The following is a 19,012-nucleotide window of genomic DNA, read 5'->3' as shown; positions in this document are numbered from 1 at the left end:
AGCTCTTCTATGACACGGGGAACAATCCAAATCGACCTTCGCCCTCCATCCCTGAAAAATGCTCGACGCGGTCGCCCAACTCGACATCCGATGGGGGGTCTGTGTTTTCGACAACAATCACTTGCCGATCAGACTTAAGTTGGAGGAGATATCGATAGAAGTTTCCGTTCAGATTGGTGGCACTCAGGTCATCGTCGGCGCTCTCTGGTTCTTTGTACGACAATAACGGCGAGTTGAGTATGACAAACCCAGGGTGCGGTTTGTCTTTTGACGCACAGAATTCAAGAAGTGAGATCGAAAAAGCAGCTTGAGTGATCGCCCGGAGTCCCTTTCCGTATGATGTGCGGGCCTTCCCTGAGATCACCAGGTCTTTGACCTGCAAATCGAAATGCACGCGGTCGCTTCCTGGAAAGGCCCAGCTCTTCAAAGTTTTTTCGACCAACTCGGAGAAAGGCGCCACCATGGTGTCGGTAAGGCGAGATACTGAAGTGGTGGTCTCTCCCGATGAACTACCCGCCTGTTCTAGTTTTGATTTGCGTGCCAGCAGATCCTGCATCGTTTCGAACAGCCCCAAGGCTTCTCGGACATTTGCACCTTTGTCTGCAAGTTCCTTGTAGGAAGCTCGTTGTTTTCGGAGATCAGGAGCAACAACTTGCTGCAGTTCTGTTTCCCGTTCTCGAAGTCTTGCCTCAATACCCGGCAAAGCGCCTTCAAGCCGGCGTTGTTCCTTTTCTAAAGATGAAATCGTCTCTTCCAACTCTCCAGCACGGCGGTCAATCTTTTTGATTTCAGATGTCGCTGCAGAAGTCACGCGCGACACATCACCTGCACAAACGTCGGTCTTGTGATATTCTGCGGACGAACCACAAACCGGACAAACATTGGCATCGATCGTTGCGATAATGCTGCCCGCCTCCTGAATGCTCAAAAGGCGTTCCATGTCCGACCGGTAATGTTCTCTCAGAAGTTGGAAGCGCACCAGAAGCGTTGCGACCTCGGCGTGGCGATTTCGGTTATCTTCGCGGCGCTTCATCAAACCACGGCGGTCAGTGGAAATGCGTTTGTAATATTCCTCAGTAACGGAAAGCTGGTTTGAGCGCTCTTCCATAGCTGCTGCAAGGCGGTCCTCTTGCGCTTCCAGGTCGTCCTTGCTGCCAGAGAGATCCTTAATACGCCGTTCTGTGCCCCCTATTAGCTGGTCTAGTAGCTCAAGCTGCGCTTCTCGCTTCTGCTCTTCTGGAGATTTCTGAGAGATTGCTGTCAAAGCGGAATCGTCGAGCCCAGTTAGCAACAATCTGAACACAGACGTGTTGGCGGTGTCGGCGGTATAGTTTCCATCCGAAAGCGGCGACCTCTTCTGGATGATCTCTTCCTCGTTGACGATGCACAGGCGAGCGAGATTCCTGAAGCTCAGGTTCTGAGTTTCATCTTTTTGGTTCTTTTTTATTTTCTTGTCGGATAGTCCAATTTTATCCAGCAGGAACGCCGACAGGTTCTCAGTGTCTTTTGCGCTGTGAACATCACCCAATGCCCGGCCCGGCCCATCGGGCAGGATATCGGAAAACAGACCATCAAAGACCTCGAATGCCCCTCCAGACATGCTTCGGGAAATGGTGAAATTCACATCACCAGAAGAAACCGCCAGAAGAATGCGCTCATACCCATTGGATTCTTTGAAGTCGGTTAGTGGACCCTTCGCGCCAAGCATGAAGTCGATGGCTTCAACAATGAAGGATTTCCCCGTATCCGATGCGCCATAGATCACATTCAAGCCTGCGTTAAATGTGACAATGGCCGGTACTTTATCTGGGTCATGGAAAGCAAGGCTTTCGATTTGAATCCCGCGATAGGTCATTCGGAACCTGTGAAATCGTCTTGGAATTCGGCAACCCAGTCATCCAAGAGCTCAGACATCAACGTGTCGAACTGAGTTTCATTGTATTCTTCGAAGTACTGGGCGACCCATTTGGCACGATCGAGCAAGCGCTGCGCGTACGATGTGGTCAGCGCTTCAACAAAGAAGGAGGAATACTCCCCTGCACGGTAGTAGATCCCTTGGTCGGTAATTGAACGCTCAACAAGTTCGCGAGACATGAGTAGATCCAGTGCCGCGTAAACCGCCTTTCTCCTAACCTGTGTCACCGGTGTGGTGATCGGCGTCGATGGATGCAGGTCTTCGGGACCATCCAGCAAACTTGTTCTGACGACCAGGTAGTCGAGAGCAGTGAGCCGCTGAATGTCGAGCTCCCGCGGAAAACTTGCGTGCAGGGCCATAACCGCTCGTAACCCGGTCTCAAGCGCGCCGTTGAATGGTGATCGGTTCAGGCTGTCTACTTTTTCCATGTCAGCCTTCCGTCGTTGGCGAGTTGATGGCAAACGCCTCTTCTGTCCGCCGGCCGTGCGGCTCTATTAAGGGGATGCGCATCGAGAGCCAAGGTCTGAGCCATGTCCGTCACTGCGACAACTCTCGCGTAGCCGTCCGGGTGCGACTTGTCATGCGTGTCAGCGACGCCATCGTGGATTTCATCCTGCAGCGACTCGAATGTGCCGGGTTCGGTTTTGTCGCGAACGAACACACGTAGGGATTCAGCGTGAAAAAACGCTTCACGCGAGCGTTTGAGATGGTCGTTGAGAGGCTTCCACTTTGTGATCTCGGACAAGGATATCTGCGCTTCGCCGGCATGGTCCGCATAGGCCTCAAGCAACCGATCTACATAGTTCCTTTCGTGAGCTTCGACTTCCTCGGGAGGCATTTCCGACTTCGGCCGAGGCGGAAGTCCGCCACCAAACCGCCTTTGGTGATATCGAGTCTTGGCATGCTGCTCGATCACTTTTCGTGCTGCAGGAGCACTGAAGATACGGAAATCGAAGTTGTTCACGTATTTCGAGAAGTCGCCGACAAGTTCGATAACCTGCTTGTCAGTTACCCTTTTGGAAATGGATTTCTCCCATCCCTCGATCACTTTTCCCTTTAGCTTGGATGCATTGCCCAAAAGCAGATCGAGAGTGGGTGTTGTGCCTTTTGGGGCGATGAAGAAGCAGGCCTTTGGTGCTTTGTAGTCGCCGCAGAACGAGTACCAGAGAATCTTCCCGATCTCTGGCGCGATGTCGGTGAAGCCAAGTGGACGTGCATAGTGCTTGCACTGATAGTTGTCCCAGTCACCCAAGAAGCAGTCGGCATCCATGAAACCCGCCACGTCTATCCCTTTGTCGCCGGAACCGGTCGGGCGAACCACGTCGGCATAGATCTCCTTCAGTGAGTGAACCCACTCATCGACGAATGTTTCCCACTCATCGGAGTCGTAGGTGAAGATCAGCCTTAAAGGATCGATCTTTGGGCCGTCCTCAAAGCCCGCGGCGGAGAGGGTCGTATCGTGGGGAAGTTCCTTGATTGCGCATTCGAACTCGATCATGGAGACCAATTATCAGATTTCTCTACCTAAAAGTGTTTTCACAATATCAAGTGTTCCTCGGTGATCAATCTGCAATTTGTAGTGCGATGGGCCTAACTTGGTAAGGAGAGATCGGGGCGGCGTTTGCCTCCACCCGGCAGATAAAACTCCGTAATCCCCCGCTTCCCCTCGGCCCGCCCGAGCTGGACGATCACATCGATGGACTTGCGGATGTATTCCCGCACTTCTGCGAATGTCAGCGGTGTGCCAGCCTGCAGTACCATGATTGCAAGCCGGTCGATGGCGAGTTCTGCGGTTTCGGCGTGGATGGTTGAGACCGACCCGCCATGGCCGGTGTTGATGGCTTCGAGATAGGTCAGGGCCTCTGCGCCGCGCAGCTCGCCGACGATAATCCGGTCAGGGCGCATGCGGAGGGAGGCCTGCAGGAGGGCGTTGGCGCTGCGTTGCGAGCCGGAACCGCGGTCGGCCAGGAGGGCGACCGTGTTCGGCTGGCCGGGGAAGAGTTCGAAGGCGTCCTCAATGGTGATCAGCCGTTCGTGCTCACTGACATGCGTCAGGAGGTGACGAGCGAACGTGGTTTTGCCGGTTGAGGTGCCGCCGCTGATCAGGACGTTGAGCCGCGCCTCGACCAGGGTTTGCAGCGCGGCCTCAAGGTTCTCTTCGGCGAGGGAGGCGATGTTTTTCATCTTCTCGGCGCGGAGGGCATCGAGCGAGACGGCTTTGCCGAAGAGATAGGCGGGGGCGTAATCCCGGACGCTGCCCGAGGCAAAGAGGCGGATGGTGATCGAGGCGCCGCGATCGATGGCGGGCGGCACGGCGACCTGGACCCGGAGGGGCCGGCCTGCATATTCCACCTTGCCGGAGACGAGCGGGTTCTTTTCAGAGACGCGGGCCTTGGCATCGCCGACGATGGTTTGGGCCATGTTGAGCGCGGTCGTCCGGTCCACGGTCTGGCCTTCGTGGCGCATGGTGGCGTCACCCGCGACCTCGAGCCAGACGTTGCCGTCCGGGTTGATCGCGATCTCGACCACGTCGTCACGCCTTAGAAGATCGCGGAACGGGTCGAGATACCGCTCGAGGTAAGAGGCTGGGCTGTCAGTCCGGGTCAATATATCACCACATCCCGGTCCACGAGCACGGTGACCGAGGCGCCCTGATCGACATAGATCGTCGGCGCGATCGACACCTGGTCGGCGATGACCGAGCCGACGGCATCCTGCAGGTCGCTGCCGACATCGCCCAGAACGACGCTGGTGGTTTCATTGTTGGCGCTTTCGGCCGCGACGGCTGGCGCCGCCCCGATTACGGAGATCAGCGCCGCTCCGCCGAAGCGCTCGGCGAACTTGGTGTCTACCAGACCGGTGAGGCCCGAGCGCCCGAGCTGGTCCCCGCCCACGGCGGCGATTTCCATCGAAGTGCCGTCCGGGGTGAGGACGCGGGTCCAGAGGATCAGGATGCGCTTCTGGTGCATTTCGATCCCGGAGCGGTATTGGCCAAAAAGGCGGGAGCCCCGGGGGATCAGGATCCGGTCTCCGGAAAACGCCAGCACCGGCTCGGAGACCACCGCGACAACGGAGCCGGGCAGATCGCTGTTAATAGCGGTTTGCAGCGCCGCCTGGATGACGGATCCTTGGGTCAGCGTGCGTTCGGGATGGATGAGGCGGGCGGCCTCCTGCACCTCGAGCGGTCGCGCACTCTGCAAGAACTGCTCGTTGCCCGAGAGGGCCGGTCCACTTGCGCCAGCGGCGGCAGGATCGGCCACCGCCGCGCCACTCGCACCACCACGTGGACCGTCCGCATAGACCACGGCGGGGGATTTGATCTGGGCAGTCAGAAGCTCCTCGGCGATGCGTTCGGCCTCGCGCAGACGCTGCTCCTCTTCCTGACGCCGGCGTTGTTCGAGAAGGCGCTGATCGGCGATCACCCCTTCGCGATCGAGCTCGGCCTCAAGCCCCTCGCGCTGCGCCCGTTCGGCATCGAGCATGGCCTGCAGCCCCTCGATGCGAGTCTCGGTCTGGCGTTGGAGGTTTGCCAGCTCGGTTTCCTTTGCGGCGAGCGTTGCTTCGAGCGCGGCCTTTTGCTCGTCGAAGGCCTCGCGCAGGTCCGCGACAGCGGATTGGATTTCCGAGTTGCGGGCAGCCTGGCTGGCGGCGAGGGCTTCGCGGAGCTTGGCGATTTCGGCCAGCACCTCGGCGCTCGGTTCCGGGGCAGGGGCGGCGGGCACGTCGAGCGCTTCCTCGACGGCGATCAGTGCGTCATTGACCCGTTGCTCGGTCTCGTCGGGCGGAAACTTCAGCCGCCCGCCGGAGCCGGGGCGGCGGTCCTGAAAGGTCTCGACATCGGAGGTCTCAAGCGCACTGTCACCTTCCTGCAGACCGGTGGCCAGAAAATACGCGACCCCGGCCCCGCCAAGGGCGAGGGCGGCCGCGAGCGCGCCGACCCCGAGGCTGTTTCCGCGGGGCTTGGACTTGCCGCGCTGGCTGAACTGGTCGAGACGGTCCTGAAGGTCGGGAGGGGTTTGTTCGGCCATGGTCAGTTGCTCACGTAGATGGCGCTCTCGTCGCGCCAGGCGCAGATCGCCTCATCGCCGATACGCAGCGACCAGTAGGTGTTCACCCCAAGCACCCGGACCGTGTTGCCTTGCTGGGTCCAGTTGACCGTGCGCTCACGGCCCTGGTCATCGGCCTTGAAGAGGGCGGGCTGGCGACCGTTCTCCGGGAAGACGAAATACGTGTAGCGCCCATCGTCATAGATATGGCTGGGGCGGAAGTCGCCCTCGCCCGAGACGCGGTAGTTGTAGTTGCGCGGGGCCTCGAATCCCTTGGGCTGGGTCGCACCCGCCGCGCGGCGTTCTTCGTCGGGATAACGGAAGCGGACTTCGAAGAACATGCCGGTGCGGTTCGGGATCGAGCCCTCGCGCAGATGGAAGGAATAGGTGCGGCGGTTGGTGATCACCGTCATGTTGGTCGAGGCATTGGCCACATGCGGTTTGATCGTGAGAACATTGCCAAGCTCGGGGATCGGATCGACCTGGAAGCTTTCGGTGTCGCCGACAATCACCGCCTCGAACCTCTCCCCGGCCCCGAAATGAATTGTGGTCGAATGCCGCAAGTCAGTTTCGATCCGGTAGACCTGGTTCTCGTTGTAGACCGCGGTGCGAATGCGGATGTCGAGCGGGCCGCCTTGCGGCGTGGCCTCGGCGATGGCTGCAACAGGAAGAGCAAGCGCCAGGAGAAGCGTGGTGAGGAGCGCAGGTAGAGATCTCATTTGGGTCAGTTCTCCAGGGTCTCGGCGTCGACGCGGTAGGAGGTCACCACGAAGCCCAAGGGGTTGGCCCAGACGTCCTGAAGGCGCTGGCGGGTTTCGGGTTGGAAGTCGTAGCCGACGGTCGCGACGTAAGACCGGGTCACGGTGCGGGTATCGCGCGGGCGGCGCAGCGTGCGGGTGAAGCGGACCTGGGCCACGCCGCGCTCGATCTGGTTGACGGACTTGATGACCACCTCGATCTTGGCGTCGCGCCCATAGACGGTGATCGGATAGTCCTCATTGGTAGAGGACCAGAGATCGCGCAATGTGCGGGCGGCGTCACCATCCGAGCGGTCGAGGACCGAGTTGATCCGCTGCTCGCCATCGGTCAGGTCATAGGTTTCCCGATCATCGACATAGGCCACGAGGTTGGCCTGGATGATAGCGTCACTTTCCGAGAGCGTCAGCGCCTGTACGGCGGCCACGCGGTCCATCTCGCCGGTTTCCTTGTCGACCACGACCACGAAGGTCTCGGTGGACTTGAGCGGAAAGAGGCTCGCGCCCGCAACCATGCCTGTCACACCGACCAGCACGCCTGCCGCCGCGACAAACCAGGCGAAACGCTCGCGCCGTCTTGGCCCGTAGATGAAATCCGCCTCAAAAGCGTCGCGGTCGGGCGCGGGGGAACTGGTCACAAGCTTCTTCAAGTCAGTCGTCTTTCACATCAGGGTTTGCGGAAAGCCTTGGCGGCGGAGAGAAGCGCGCCGGGGCTTTGCCGGATCATCTCGCCGGTCTTCACCACACCCGCATTGGCCATCTGGTTCAGCTCGTGTGGAGACTTGCCGGTGACGAGGCGCGAGGCGGCACCCGTGCCATACTGGCGCGTGTTCACGAAGCCCTGCCGCGCGAGGCCGGTAAGACCCACGGCATTCGAGGCAATGCCGACAACGCCGGTGAGGTTGGAGGCGATGTAGGGCACCGAGGCCATGATCCCGGCGCTGAGGATCAGGATGACGAGGAATGGCAGGATGAGGCTGACGGTTTCGACATCGCCGGGATCGGCCGAGGCATCCCCGATGGCCTCGGCGATGGCGACGATGATGCCCGCAGCCCCGGCAGCGGCGACGGGCATGAGCGCATAGCCGATGGTGGCGCGGGTCCAGGCCTCGAAGAGGGATTGGGTCGGCTTGAAGAGCGAGGTCACGATCATGAAGGGGGCGATGACGATCATCAGCGCGAAGACGATGCGGGCGAAGGCGATGATTCCGGCGGTGACCGCGGCGAAGACGGCGGAAAGGACGAAGAAGATCGCGCCCAGGACCGCGCCGAAGACCCAGCCCGCGCGATCACCAATCGTGTCGCCATAGGCGGTGATGCGGGCGACCATATTGTCGAGGCTTTCATAGACCCCGGCTTCGTCGCCCGAGCCGGTGAGCGCGAGGATCGAGGCGCCGACAGAGTCCGGCACCCGCGTGACGATGTCATAGATGACGCTGAAATTATCCCAGCTCTGCGCGAAGATCCCCACCAGTGCCACTTTCATCCCGAAGGCAAAGCCCGTGCCGAAGGGCAGGGGGCGGAGCTGCATCACGGCGTTGATGCCAAGGAGGACGACAAGGAGCGTCGCGCCCGCCGAGATGACATTACCGACCGAGGCTGCCGAGGAGACAAAGCCGTCCTGCGCCACGGTATCCACCGCGGTGTCGACCTGGCTCAGGATGTCGCGAATGATCCCCATTTACTCCGCACAGGCCTCCACAACTTGCGCCTCGAGCGCGTCCGCCTTGGCGTAGAGCTCGAGCACGTTGAAGGGCAGGCGCGGGTTGTCCGAGGTCTTGAACCGGGGCAGGGCGGCAAGCACCTGATCCCAGGCGAACTGATCCAGCAGGCAGGTGCAGGTTTCCGAAGCGAGCGCCTCTTCGGCAATCAGGATGCGCAAGATCGCGCGGTAGCCATTGCGCAGATAGGCGGTTTCGGCCAGATCGGTGGGCGGTTTTGGGACACGGCAGGCGTCGGCCTCATCCCGTGCGATGGCCATCGAGTTGAAGGACGTGTCGCCGGACGGGTCCGTGGTCGGGGTCTGGGCCCGCACGGCACAGGGCAGGGATGCCAGGACCATAACCGCGAGACCAAGCGCCCTAATTGGCGCCAAGTTGTGGGTCATGAACTTCCTCATGGATCCACCGCCATCGAGCGGAACTTGCGCTCGTCCGCGAGGGTCGCGGCATCGACGACGCCAAGCTGGCCGGCGCTGACGCCTTGCGCCGCTTCCAGCCGCCAGATCTGGGTCAGGATGATGCCAAGCTCGGCGGTGACGCGGGTGTTGAGATCGACGGCAGCCTTCAAGCCATCCTGATCGTCGATCAGCCCGACCATGGTCTCGAGCCGCTCAAGGCTTTGGCCCGCTTCTTCGTGGCTTTCCTGTGCCGCGACGGAGAGCATGGCACTGGCCCCGGCCGAGGCGGCGATGCGGTTGTCGGCGGGCTGATCGGAGCCCGAAAGCGTGCTCAGGCGTTCCGAAGTAAACCCGCTGCCCGAAAGCACCCGTTCGACCGAGGCCGAGAGTTCTGCACCCGGATTGAAGCCGCTGAGAAAATCGCCGCTTGCCAGCGATTGTGCGGTATTGAGGGGCGCCACCAGCTTGCCGCGCAGCGCTCGGAATTCTTCGACCGTGGCGAAGAGTTCTCCGAGCCCGCTGCCTTCAATGAGCGAGGTCAGTTGCGCCTCGAGGTTCGTGAGCTGCGAGAGCTGGGTTTCCAGTTCCAGCCGCATTGTGGCGAGCTGCTGCATCTGGACATTCAGGTCCTCGGCCATGTGTTCGAGCTGCGCCACGAGTTGACCAAGCTGCGAGCCATCAAAGGTTGGGACGCCCTGGGCCGTTGCGGGCGAGGTAAACCCGAGTGTGGCGACCGCGGCCACGGTCAGGAGAAGCTGTCTCATTCGGGAACTCCCATCTGCATGAAGTCGCGCTCCGCCAACCGGTCTGCGACGAGGTGCTGCGCATAGACCGCCTCGCGCTGCTGGTTGGCGGCCATCAGCCGGACGCGAAGGTTGAGGATGCGGCCAATCTCGGCCTTGGCGTAGGTGTTGAGTTCCCAGGCCGCCTTGGCATTGGGTTGCGCATCGATCTGCAGGATGATCGCGCGGAGGCGGTTGATCACTTGCTCGGTCGTTGCCGAACTGTCGGCGGCGTAATAGACGCCCGCCTCGGAGATGCTGGCATATTCGGCGAGCGCAAAATCCGAGGGCGAGAGCGTGCCAAGCGCGTCGGCACCGCCCACCACAGCGAGGTATTCGTTGTAGAATTTCGAGATGTTGCGCACATAGCCTTGGGTCTCGGCAAAGGGCGGCACGCCCCCGTATTCGATGACCCGACCCGGCCCCGCGTTATAGGCCGCGAGCGCATGGGGTATGTTGCCGAAGCGGTTGAGCTGGGTGGTGATATAGCGCGCGCCGCCGCGGAGGTTGTCTTTCACGTCATAGCGGTCGACGCCGAGATCGGAGGCGGTGCCAGGCATGAGCTGGGTCAGGCCATAAGCCCCGACCGGGCTTTCAGCGGCGACGTTGAAGCGACTCTCCTGTTTAATCAGAGCCTGGAAGAGGCAGCGCCACTGGGTGGCCGAGAGACCGGCGCGGGCCACACCGGGCGCGCCTGCGAACTCGCCGGCGACCTCGACGATCATCATCTCGACCGTCTCGCGGCCCTCGCCGAAGAGGCGGCTGTTCATCGGGCTTGGATCGGTATTGGGATAGACCGCCGCCACCCCGAAATCCGCATTGCCCTCGAGCGCACGGATGTCGAAGCCAGGCCCGGTAATGGCAGCGGTCATTTCCTCGAGGACGCGCAGCTGGTCGGCCTGCACATCCGCCAGCGTGGACTCGGTCCGATCCTTGTCCTGCTGGACGCTTAGATCCTCGGCCAATGCCCTCACCCGGGCGATGGCGCGACCGATCGCGGAATTGTCCTGTGTCGGCACGCCCTGGGCATGCGCAGGCAGGGCGCTGAGGCCGAGGCAGAGCCCGGCGGATATGATCGCGGCGCGGCTCATTCCGAACGGGGCAGGGGCTCGAAGGTGCAGTCAGGCTTGGCCGTCTCCTGCACCGGTGCGCCCATGGTCGAGAAGGACAGGGCGGACCGCGTCACTTGCGGCTCGCCATTGCGTCCGAAACAGGGCGAGGTTTTCTCGGTGTATTTCTCGCAAGCGGAAAGAAGGCTCGCGGCGGCGCAAAGCGCGAGGAGGGGTTTCGAACTCATATCACATGTCTCCAGAAATCGGGATTGGCGCGCCAATCGGCAGGCACGCGGGCCTCGCCAGTGGCGCCGCCGCCAAGGATGGGAAGGAGGTCGCCAAGTGCGGAGAGATCGGCATCGACGAAGACGCTGTCGCCCGCCGAGCGGATAAGCGCGATGCGCTGGCCGATGGTCGGCTGCACGAGAAGGGCAGCCTCCTTGGCGTTGACGCGGAGAAAATCGTAATCGGAGACGGTGGCGCGATCGTTCGGGAAGAGGATCTGCGTCGGCACCGTCTCGACGATGGTTTTGCCGACGCGGCTGTCGCGCAACTGGCTCGGATACTGCGTCATCATGATGACGACGCAGTTCATCTTGCGAAGCGTCACCAGCCAGTTTTCCAGCCGCGCCCCGAAATACGGATCGTCCAAGAGCTTCCACGCTTCGTCGAGCACGATGATGGTGGGACGGCGGTCTTCGACCACGCGTTCGATCTGGCGGAAGATGTAGGAGAGTACCGCCATGCGCTCGGTCGTCATGTCGAGGATCTCGGTCATATCAAACCCGACGATGTCGCCCGTGAGCTTGAGGCCCGCGCCGCGCTCGGGCTCGTCGAACACCCAGCCATAGCGCCCGCCGGGGGCCCATTCGGCAACGCGGGATTGCAGCTCGCCATCATCATCGAGTGACTGGAACAGGGTCTCGAAACTGGCGAAACGCTGCAGCGCCGCCCCCGCATCGGCGTTCTGGCCGACCGCGCTTTGGATATGGCGGGATTGCTCGCCCGAGAGCGTGCCATTCCGTGTGAGAAGTGTCGCAAGCCAGTCCGAGAGCCAGGCGCGGCCGCGCTCGTCGGTTTCGGTGGCGAGCGGGTTCAGACCTGTCGGCACGCCAGCCCGGATTTCGTTATAGCGCCCGCCGAGGGCGCGCACGGCCATCTCCAGGCCGCGATCCTTGTCGAAGAAGAAAAGCCGTGCGCCGACCCGCTGCGCCTGCGCTGCGAGAAAGGCAGTGGTGAGCGTCTTGCCGGTCCCGGTGCGCCCCAGAACCAGCGTATGGCCAACGGTCGGTTCCTTGCCTGGGGCTCCCGCCTCGTGGAAATTGAAGCGATAACCAGAGGTGCCGACCGTGGGCAGGACCGAAATGGTCTGACCCCAGGGCGACTGATCAGGACCGCGTCCTTCGACGCTACCATGCAGAGCTGCGAAGTCGGCGAAATTGATGGAGGAAATCGGCGTCTTGCGAGCGCGGTAGCCGAAATTGCCGGGGGATTGTGCGAAGTAGGTGGCTTTCAGCGCCATGTTCTCGCGCACGATGACGGACATGATCTCCTGACCCACGCGTTTGATCTGGGCGGCGGCCCGTTCGAGCGTGTCGCGGTCCGGCGCGTAGACCGCGATGGAGAGGTGATGGTCCCCGAAGGCGATGCGTCCTGCCTCCTGGTCGTCGGCAGCCTGGCCCAATTGTTCGCGCAGGGAGACGGCCGCATCGTCGGAGGCCTGCATCTGGCGGATGATGCGCTGGATGCGTTCGGCCATGATGTTGTTCGGGATCGGGCTGAAGGAGTTCGTGAGCACGATGTCGAGCGGCAGGTCGAGCGCGTCGAGCAGCGTCACATCGGTCAATGCCGGGTAGGTCTTCATCGAAAAGAGCGCGCCGTATTTGACCCGCCCAGTCACGGCGTCGGTCAGGGTGACGACGTCGCCGTCGAAGGTCGCGCGGCAATTGCTCAAAATATGTGAAAGAGGCAGAGCGCTTTGTCCGAAGGCTATGGGGGAGAAGCTGCCCGCGTTCAGCGTGTTTAGATAGCCCAGCCATTCACCACCCGTGCGGGTCAGGCGCACAGGGTTGGCCGAAGACAGAGCCACCTCGAAAAAGCCCATGACCTCGTTCAGCTCCTGCAGGCGCGTCGCGCGGTCCTTGACCCAGGCTTTGCGGGCCAGCGTCCGAAGGAATGGAATGCGCGCGGAGATATCGGGGCGCCGGATCACGCTGAGATAGAGTTGGCGCTTGGCCGGGCGCAGGTCTTTCACATGGGCCTGCCAGCGGGCATCTATCGCGGCGGCGAAGCTGTCGCCCTCGATGGGGCGCATCCCCAGATCCTGTGGCACGGAGATGCGGTGGATGTAAAAGCCGAAGGCATTGCCGGTCTGGGCGACGATGGCGGCAACCGCGCGCTTGAGCGCATCGAGCCGTGCGTCTTCGCTGGTCATCGGGTTCAGACCATCAAGGCGCAGGGTCGCCATCAGATCGCCCTCGCGCAGCACCATCACATCGTCATCGGCAAGCGCGAAATACGGCAGGTGATCAGCGAGATAGCTCTCCCGCGCGAACTCCCCGCCGCCAGCCTGAAGCAGAGCGGTTCCGTGAGTGGAAAGTGTGCCCGCATCAAGCGCCAAAGCTGTCGCCTCCATGCAGGGCGCGGTTCTTCGTCGGGCGCACCGAGCCGTAGGAAACGCGCAGGACCTCGAAGAAATGCGGCTCGCGGTCGGCGACGAACCAGAGGATCGGATAGGCGACGAGGCCGATCAGGAAGAAGACCATGGACTTGGTCCAGATGAACGGCAGAACGACCCCGGTCGCCAGCACCACGAGGTATCCGACAGGGAGGCCCAGATACTTGGGCGGTCGGGCGAGGCCCAGAAAAAGGGGGGATCGTTCTGCCAACTCTATTCTCCAACCTCAGGAGAAGCCGTCGACGATGGTGCCGGCCGAGAAGATCAGCACGATCCCGATGATGACCGAGGCGAACCAGCCCCAGTTCAGCCGCCCCATCATGCACATGAAACCAGTGCCGATGACGGCGAGTGTGGCAACCGCGATCCCAATCGGACCGGTCAGCGCGGCCTCGACGGTTTCCAGCATGGTCTGGATCGGCGACAAGTCCTGCGCGAAGGCAGGGCTTGCGAGAGCCGCCAAGGTTGTGGTGGCAGGCAAGAGGCGGCTGAGGCGATGTCGAAGCATGCGAAGTTCCCTTGTTTTACTGAAGATCGATGAGGACCGGCGCGCGGGCTGGAACCCGGTCTGCGACGCGGATGTCCGGCGCGGAAACAGGTGTACCCGCAAGTCGGGACCGGATCCGGTGGATGCGCGCGATGTAGTCGCGGGTCTCGATGAAAGGCGGGATGCCGGAATACTCGACCACCCGGTGCGGTCCGGCATTGTAGGCCGCGAGCGCCAAGTCGATGTCCTTGAACGTTCCGAGTTGTGCGAGCAGATACCGCGCCGCGCCATCGAGGTTCTGGGAGGGATCGCGCGGATCGACGCCGAGCGCACGGGCAGTATCCGGCATCAGCTGGCCAAGACCATAGGCATCCTTCGGGCTGACGGCGGTCGGGTTGTAGCTGCTTTCAGCCTCGACCAGGGCGCGGAACAGAATTTGCCAGTCGTCCGCATCAAGGCTGACCTGCCGCAGGGCACGGTTCCCCTGGTGGCGGACGGCAGTCGTGCGGATCAGGGAGAGGGTGTCGTCGCGACTGGAAGGCGGCGTGGCGTCCAACGAGGCCAGAACGACCTCGGCTTCAGCGCTATGTTCCAAACCAGCCCAGGCAGGGCGCTCACCGTGAAAGGTCCAGCCCGAAGTCCGGGCTGTGCCGTCGCGGCCGAAGGCGATAACGTCAGCCGCGCTCCTCGAGGGTGATGCTGTAGTCAGGACCAAAGCGCAGATCGCGCCCGTCACCGAACTCGAGATGATGTTTGAAGAGCCCTGGCCATATGTTGAAATACCGCGGCTCAGGCCCGTGCGGGGTGATCCGGGTCGAGACCAGAATGGCTTCCGGCTCACCCTCGCGCAGGTAGATGCACTGGTAGCGCGGCTTGCCATCGTCCGTGAACCCCACGAGTTCATACCGGCAGCGGAACGCGATGCCCTGTTCGGACAGGTCTTTGACACCATCGATGGTGATCAGGATCTGGTTGCGCGCTATCGGCATGTTCGGACTCTCCCCACGAGAGCCCTTCTACTTCCTGCGCTTAAATCCATAAAGTCATATGGAGTCAATACGACATATTGCAGATAAATACATATTGCGCGATAGTCTGCGCAACTTTTGCGGGAGAGCGACATGAAGCGACAGGCGATGGCAGCGGCGATGGGGGTGATGGCGGTGTTCGGAGCCCCGGGGAAGGCGCAGGCCTATGACATCGACTGCGCCATCATGCTCTGCATGGCTGGCGGCTTCCCCCCGAGCGCAGTCTGTGCACGGGCCTATCGCACTATGATCCGCCGCATCACGCCCTGGCCGAGCCTGCCGCCCTTCGGGGTCTGCACCTTCGCACATGTGCCGGTCGAGCTGGGCGGGCCCGGCGGGGAGGGCGAGCTCGACACCACTCTGCCCGAATACGAATGGCTGAACCGCACCCATGTGATCTGGTTCACCGGTCAAGCCTATAGAGAAAGGGGAGGTGAACAGTATTGGGACTGGTCTCTCCGTTCCTGCGACCGAGAGAACCGCACCTGCCGGTACATCCAGCGGGTCTACCGATCCCACACGCCCTGGCCCGAGGCATTCGTATCGGAAGGCGGTCAGGAGATCGCCTATCCGACCGGCGGAGGTTCCTCGTACTTCTATTTGCGCAGTATCATGGTTGAATACGGCGACTACGAGGGCAACATGGGCCACTCGGAGTGGTTCTCCTACTGATCCGAACGGTCTGATGCCTTCAGGGAAACTGGGCGAAGCTCGACCAGACAAGCATCAAAGCGTTCTGGATCGACATGCCAGCGGCGGCTCACCGAGCCATCATTCCAACGGTAATCGGTGAACAGGTGAATCTCCTGCGCACCGTCGTTCAGAAACCCGTTCTGGAAGGGCCAGCCTGTCTTCTTCTTACCCATCGAACTCTCTGCACTCCATTTGACTACCTCTTGAGACGTTCCGCTCCAGGACGCATCAGGGGCTGGCAAAAACTGGCTAGCGTTTTGTGAAGAGCTCTGCTGGATCTACGTTCAGTGCTTTGGCGATACGTTCGAGAAGGTCGAGGGAGGCCGCGAACTTGGCGTTCTCGAGCTTGCCCATATGGCCGCGACTCACATCGGCCCGATGAGCAAGCTCCTCCTGGCTGAGGCTGCGGGCGCGTCTCAATTCCTGGATGTTTAGTGCTACACGGTCCCGCAAGTTCATGCCGTTGAAACGGACACGATGCGCGAAATATCGCCACGCGATATATGTTACATTCGGAAGTGCAGAGAAGAAATCTTGGGATGGCGCGAGATCGCCGGAATGGAATGCCTGCCGAAACGCAGGTCACGTGATGATCCGTCTCGCAAACATTATGGGCCGTTCAATCGTTCTTTCAGGAAAGGGCGGCACCGGAGAGAGGTTCCGGTACCGCCAGGGTATCGCCCACAGGGAGGTGGTAGAGGGCGAATTCTACACGGAAAATTTGGGGTCGACCAATAATCGCGTAATCATGATTATGGTAATTTTTAGGCTGTCACGGCACCTCAGACAGCTTCGAGTGCGATTGCAATTCCCTGTCCCACGCCAATACACATGGTCGACAACGACTTTTCTCCAGGTTTGAGGTCCAGCATCGCTGAGCCGGTGATGCGGGCACCCGACATGCCAAGCGGATGGCCGAGAGCAATAGCGCCGCCGTTTGGGTTCACGCGGGCATCATCATCCGCGATCCCCAGGTGCCGTAGTGTGGCCAGACCCTGCGAAGCAAAGGCTTCGTTAAGTTCGATCACCGAGAAGTCTTCTTGTTTCAGTCCAAGTCGCGCCATCAGCTTTTTCGACGCCGGTGCCGGCCCGAAACCCATGATGCGCGGTGCAACGCCGGCGGTTGCGCCGCCCAAGACCCTTGCGACCGGCGTGAGGCCAAATTTTTTTGCGACGTCGCTGGTGGCAAGGATCAATGCTGCGGCACCATCGTTCACGCCTGAAGAATTCCCTGCGGTTACCGTGCCATCCGCTTTTACGAAAGTTTTCAGTTGGGCGAGCGCTTCCAAAGTCGTACTCGCGCGAGGGTGTTCATCCTGTACGACGATCTTTGGCTCCCCCTTTCGCTGAGGAATCTCTACCGGGACAATTTCACGGGCCAAACGACCGTTCGCCATAGCAACGCTCGCCTTTTGCTGGGAATGTAGGGCGAAAGCATCTTGGTCGGCGCGGTTGATGCCGAAGACTTCAGCCACGTTTTCGGCCGTTTCAGGCATACTGTCGACGCCGTATTGGCTCTTCATCAGTCTATTGACGAAGCGCCAGCCGATGGTGGTGTCTTCCACACTATTCTCGCGCGAGAATACTGTTGTAGCTTTTGGCATCACAAACGGAGCACGCGACATGCTTTCCACACCACCTGCGACAATGAGATCGGCCTCTCCTGATTTGATAGCGCGGGCGGCCGTGATTATCGCATCCATGCCCGACCCGCACAACCGATTCATTGTTGTCCCCGGTACACAATCCGGAAATCCAGCTAGTAGAAGCGACATGCGAGCAACATTACGGTTGTCCTCTCCCGCTTGGTTGGCGCAGCCAAAAATCACTTCGTCAATGGTCGCTAGATCTAGCCCCGGGTTTCGGCTGGCCAAGGCCCTGAGTGGGATTGCGCCAAGATCGTCGGCTCGCACAGAAGAAAGCGCGCCGCCATAGCGACCGATTGGTGTGCGGATGTAATCGCAGATATAGACGTTTGTCATTCTTTGAGTGCCTTTGTCAGGTCCGGGACTGCGTCGAAGAGGTCTGCGACGAGGCCGTAATCGGCGATTTGGAAGATGGGGGCCTCTTCGTCCTTGTTGATGGCGACGATGACCTTACTGTCCTTCATCCCCGCAAGGTGTTGAATTGCCCCGGAAATCCCGACCGCGATATACAGCTCGGGCGCCACGACCTTGCCGGTCTGGCCGACCTGCCAGTCGTTCGGTGCGAACCCAGAGTCCACAGCCGCGCGCGAGGCGCCGACGGCAGCACCCAGTTTGTCCGCAAGTGCTTCAATAATCGCGAAATTTTCCTCGGAACCGACGCCGCGCCCGCCCGAGACCACGACCTTGGCCGAGGTCAGTTCCGGACGATCCGACGCCGCGACCTTGTCCTCGACCCAGGCGCTCAGGCCCGCGTTGCCGGCTGCTGCGATGGCCTCGACGGCGGCCGAGCCACCCTGGCCAGCCGCGTCGAAGGCGGTGGTGCGGACGGTCAGTAACTTCTTGGAATCGTTGGACTTTACCGTCTGCATCGCGTTGCCCGCGTAGATCGGGCGCTCGAACGTGGACCCGTCCAGGATGGCCGTCACGTCCGACAGAACCATCACATCCAGCAGGGCTGCCACGCGCGGCAGGATGTTTTTCGCGCTCGCCGTGGAGGGGGCAACGATATGTTCATAATTGCCTGCCAGGCTGACCACCAGATCGGCGACCGGCTCGGCCAGGCCGTTGGCATAGGCGGCGTCATCCGCCACCAGAACCTTTGCCACGCCGTCGATCTTCGCGGCGGCCTCGCCTGCGGCAGCGGGGCCCGCAACCAGAACGGTCACATCGCCCAGCGATTTGGCAGCGGTCACCGCCTTGGCAGTGGCGTCCAGCGCCAGTGCACCACCGGCGATTTCTGCAAGGAGAAGAACAGCCATTACACGATCCCCTTTTCTTTCAGCTTCGACACCAGCTCGTCGACCGAGCCAACCATTTCCCCGGCCGAGCGCGCGGCGGGCTCTGCCGTCTTGACGACGGTCAGGCGCGGCGTGACATCGACGCCGAAATCGGCGGCGGTCTTCTCGTCCAGCGGTTTCTTCTTGGCTTTCATGATGTTGGGCAGCGAGGCGTAGCGCGGCTCGTTCAGGCGCAGGTCGGCGGTGACGATCGCCGGCAGCTTCACCTTGACGGTCTGCAGGCCGCCGTCCACTTCGCGGGTCACGACGGCGCTGTCGCCCTCGATCGCAACCTCAGAGGCATAGGTCGCCTGACCCCAGCCCAGCAGGGCCGCCAGCATCTGGCCGGTCGAGTTCATGTCGTTGTCGATCGCCTGCTTGCCTGCGATCACCAGGCCCGGTGCCTCGGCGTCGATCACGGCCTTCAGGATCTTGGCCACGGCCAGCGGCTCGATGTCCTGGTGCACGTCGTCAGCGGCCACAACCAGGATCGCCCGGTCCGCGCCCATCGCCAGCGCCGTGCGCAGCGTTTCCT

At 61.3% G+C, this 19,012-nt stretch carries 23 protein-coding genes; 1 reads left to right on the top strand and 22 read right to left on the bottom strand.

Annotated features, from left to right (window positions below; genetic code table 11):
• Positions 1-7: 7 nt before the first annotated feature.
• The 17 genes from ACXAED_RS25065 to ACXAED_RS24985 all read right to left on the bottom strand — a co-directional run bounded on the left by ACXAED_RS25065 (position 8) and on the right by ACXAED_RS24985 (position 14,822).
• Positions 8-1,855: an AAA family ATPase gene (locus ACXAED_RS25065; RefSeq protein ID WP_475054534.1), complete on the bottom strand. Its 1,848-nt coding sequence runs from the start codon at positions 1,853-1,855 to the stop codon at positions 8-10.
• On the bottom strand, positions 1,852-2,343 hold the full coding sequence (locus tag ACXAED_RS25060) for an ABC-three component system middle component 2 (protein ID WP_165198482.1): 492 nt from the start codon (positions 2,341-2,343) through the stop codon (positions 1,852-1,854). Before ACXAED_RS25060 ends, ACXAED_RS25065 begins: the two co-directional genes overlap by 4 nt.
• On the bottom strand, positions 2,331-3,413 hold the full coding sequence (locus ACXAED_RS25055; protein WP_274836309.1) for an ABC-three component system protein: 1,083 nt from the start codon (positions 3,411-3,413) through the stop codon (positions 2,331-2,333). Before ACXAED_RS25055 ends, ACXAED_RS25060 begins: the two co-directional genes overlap by 13 nt.
• A gap of 92 nt (positions 3,414-3,505) precedes the next feature.
• Positions 3,506-4,522: a P-type DNA transfer ATPase VirB11 gene (gene virB11, locus ACXAED_RS25050; protein ID WP_274836310.1), complete on the bottom strand. Its 1,017-nt coding sequence runs from the start codon at positions 4,520-4,522 to the stop codon at positions 3,506-3,508.
• The gene (locus ACXAED_RS25045) at positions 4,519-5,943 is read right to left on the bottom strand and encodes a TraB/TrbI/VirB10 family type IV secretion system protein (RefSeq protein ID WP_274836311.1); all 1,425 of its coding nucleotides are present in this window, start codon (positions 5,941-5,943) and stop codon (positions 4,519-4,521) included. Before ACXAED_RS25045 ends, virB11 begins: the two co-directional genes overlap by 4 nt.
• Before the next feature lie 2 nt (positions 5,944-5,945).
• A complete protein-coding gene (locus tag ACXAED_RS25040) occupies positions 5,946-6,680 on the bottom strand; it encodes a TrbG/VirB9 family P-type conjugative transfer protein (protein WP_274836312.1) in 735 nt (244 codons plus the stop codon).
• Between the two features lie 5 nt (positions 6,681-6,685).
• Entirely contained in the window at positions 6,686-7,366 is a 681-nt protein-coding gene (locus ACXAED_RS25035; RefSeq protein WP_274838960.1) for a VirB8 family type IV secretion system protein, read from the bottom strand.
• Between the two features lie 17 nt (positions 7,367-7,383).
• Positions 7,384-8,397: a TrbL/VirB6 family protein gene (locus tag ACXAED_RS25030; RefSeq protein ID WP_274836314.1), complete on the bottom strand. Its 1,014-nt coding sequence runs from the start codon at positions 8,395-8,397 to the stop codon at positions 7,384-7,386.
• The gene (locus tag ACXAED_RS25025; protein ID WP_274836315.1) at positions 8,398-8,823 is read right to left on the bottom strand and encodes a hypothetical protein; all 426 of its coding nucleotides are present in this window, start codon (positions 8,821-8,823) and stop codon (positions 8,398-8,400) included.
• 8 nt (positions 8,824-8,831) lie between these two features.
• Positions 8,832-9,599 (bottom strand): type IV secretion system protein, encoded by a 768-nt coding sequence (locus tag ACXAED_RS25020; protein ID WP_274836316.1) that lies wholly within the window; start codon positions 9,597-9,599, stop codon positions 8,832-8,834.
• Positions 9,596-10,708, bottom strand: a complete 1,113-nt coding sequence (locus ACXAED_RS25015; RefSeq protein WP_007120609.1) for a lytic transglycosylase domain-containing protein — start codon at positions 10,706-10,708, stop codon at positions 9,596-9,598. Before ACXAED_RS25015 ends, ACXAED_RS25020 begins: the two co-directional genes overlap by 4 nt.
• The gene (locus tag ACXAED_RS25010) at positions 10,705-10,914 is read right to left on the bottom strand and encodes a hypothetical protein (protein ID WP_007120608.1); all 210 of its coding nucleotides are present in this window, start codon (positions 10,912-10,914) and stop codon (positions 10,705-10,707) included. The genes ACXAED_RS25015 and ACXAED_RS25010 overlap by 4 nt, the downstream gene beginning before the upstream one ends.
• Positions 10,911-13,304 (bottom strand): VirB4 family type IV secretion/conjugal transfer ATPase, encoded by a 2,394-nt coding sequence (locus tag ACXAED_RS25005; protein ID WP_007120607.1) that lies wholly within the window; start codon positions 13,302-13,304, stop codon positions 10,911-10,913. Before ACXAED_RS25005 ends, ACXAED_RS25010 begins: the two co-directional genes overlap by 4 nt.
• Positions 13,279-13,557 carry a VirB3 family type IV secretion system protein gene (locus ACXAED_RS25000; RefSeq protein WP_038070148.1) on the bottom strand — a complete coding sequence of 93 codons (279 nt, stop codon included), beginning with the start codon at positions 13,555-13,557 and terminating at the stop codon, positions 13,279-13,281. The genes ACXAED_RS25005 and ACXAED_RS25000 overlap by 26 nt, the downstream gene beginning before the upstream one ends.
• Positions 13,558-13,572: 15 nt before the next feature.
• Entirely contained in the window at positions 13,573-13,854 is a 282-nt protein-coding gene (locus ACXAED_RS24995) for a TrbC/VirB2 family protein (RefSeq protein WP_007120605.1), read from the bottom strand.
• 16 nt (positions 13,855-13,870) lie between these two features.
• Positions 13,871-14,428 carry a lytic transglycosylase domain-containing protein gene (locus tag ACXAED_RS24990; protein WP_007120604.1) on the bottom strand — a complete coding sequence of 186 codons (558 nt, stop codon included), beginning with the start codon at positions 14,426-14,428 and terminating at the stop codon, positions 13,871-13,873.
• 79 nt (positions 14,429-14,507) lie between these two features.
• Positions 14,508-14,822 carry a hypothetical protein gene (locus ACXAED_RS24985; protein ID WP_007120603.1) on the bottom strand — a complete coding sequence of 105 codons (315 nt, stop codon included), beginning with the start codon at positions 14,820-14,822 and terminating at the stop codon, positions 14,508-14,510.
• A 132-nt stretch (positions 14,823-14,954) separates the two neighbouring features.
• Between ACXAED_RS24985 and ACXAED_RS24980 the strand changes: the two genes are divergently transcribed.
• A complete protein-coding gene (locus tag ACXAED_RS24980; protein WP_007120602.1) occupies positions 14,955-15,533 on the top strand; it encodes a hypothetical protein in 579 nt (192 codons plus the stop codon).
• On the opposite strand, the gene ACXAED_RS24975 is transcribed toward ACXAED_RS24980, so the two are convergent.
• The 5 genes from ACXAED_RS24975 to ACXAED_RS24955 form a co-directional block, all read right to left on the bottom strand.
• Entirely contained in the window at positions 15,527-15,727 is a 201-nt protein-coding gene (locus tag ACXAED_RS24975) for a hypothetical protein (protein ID WP_007120601.1), read from the bottom strand. The two genes, ACXAED_RS24980 and ACXAED_RS24975, sit on opposite strands and share 7 nt — an antisense overlap.
• A 76-nt stretch (positions 15,728-15,803) precedes the next feature.
• Entirely contained in the window at positions 15,804-16,013 is a 210-nt protein-coding gene (locus tag ACXAED_RS24970; RefSeq protein WP_007120600.1) for a helix-turn-helix domain-containing protein, read from the bottom strand.
• 323 nt (positions 16,014-16,336) lie between these two features.
• Complete coding sequence (gene pcaF, locus ACXAED_RS24965; protein WP_007120599.1) at positions 16,337-17,536, bottom strand: 3-oxoadipyl-CoA thiolase; 1,200 nt, start codon at positions 17,534-17,536, stop codon at positions 16,337-16,339.
• Positions 17,533-18,459 carry an FAD-binding protein gene (locus ACXAED_RS24960; RefSeq protein ID WP_274836317.1) on the bottom strand — a complete coding sequence of 309 codons (927 nt, stop codon included), beginning with the start codon at positions 18,457-18,459 and terminating at the stop codon, positions 17,533-17,535. Before ACXAED_RS24960 ends, pcaF begins: the two co-directional genes overlap by 4 nt.
• Positions 18,459-19,012, bottom strand: a 554-nt coding sequence (locus ACXAED_RS24955; protein WP_475054527.1) for an electron transfer flavoprotein subunit beta/FixA family protein, incomplete at its 5' end; no start/stop codon positions are given. The genes ACXAED_RS24960 and ACXAED_RS24955, both read right to left, overlap by 1 nt.

Source organism: Leisingera sp. ABM4_103 (assembly GCF_056158685.1).
The sequence above is the reverse complement of the archived record's forward strand: the minus strand, read 5'-3'. Positions and strand labels throughout refer to the sequence as shown.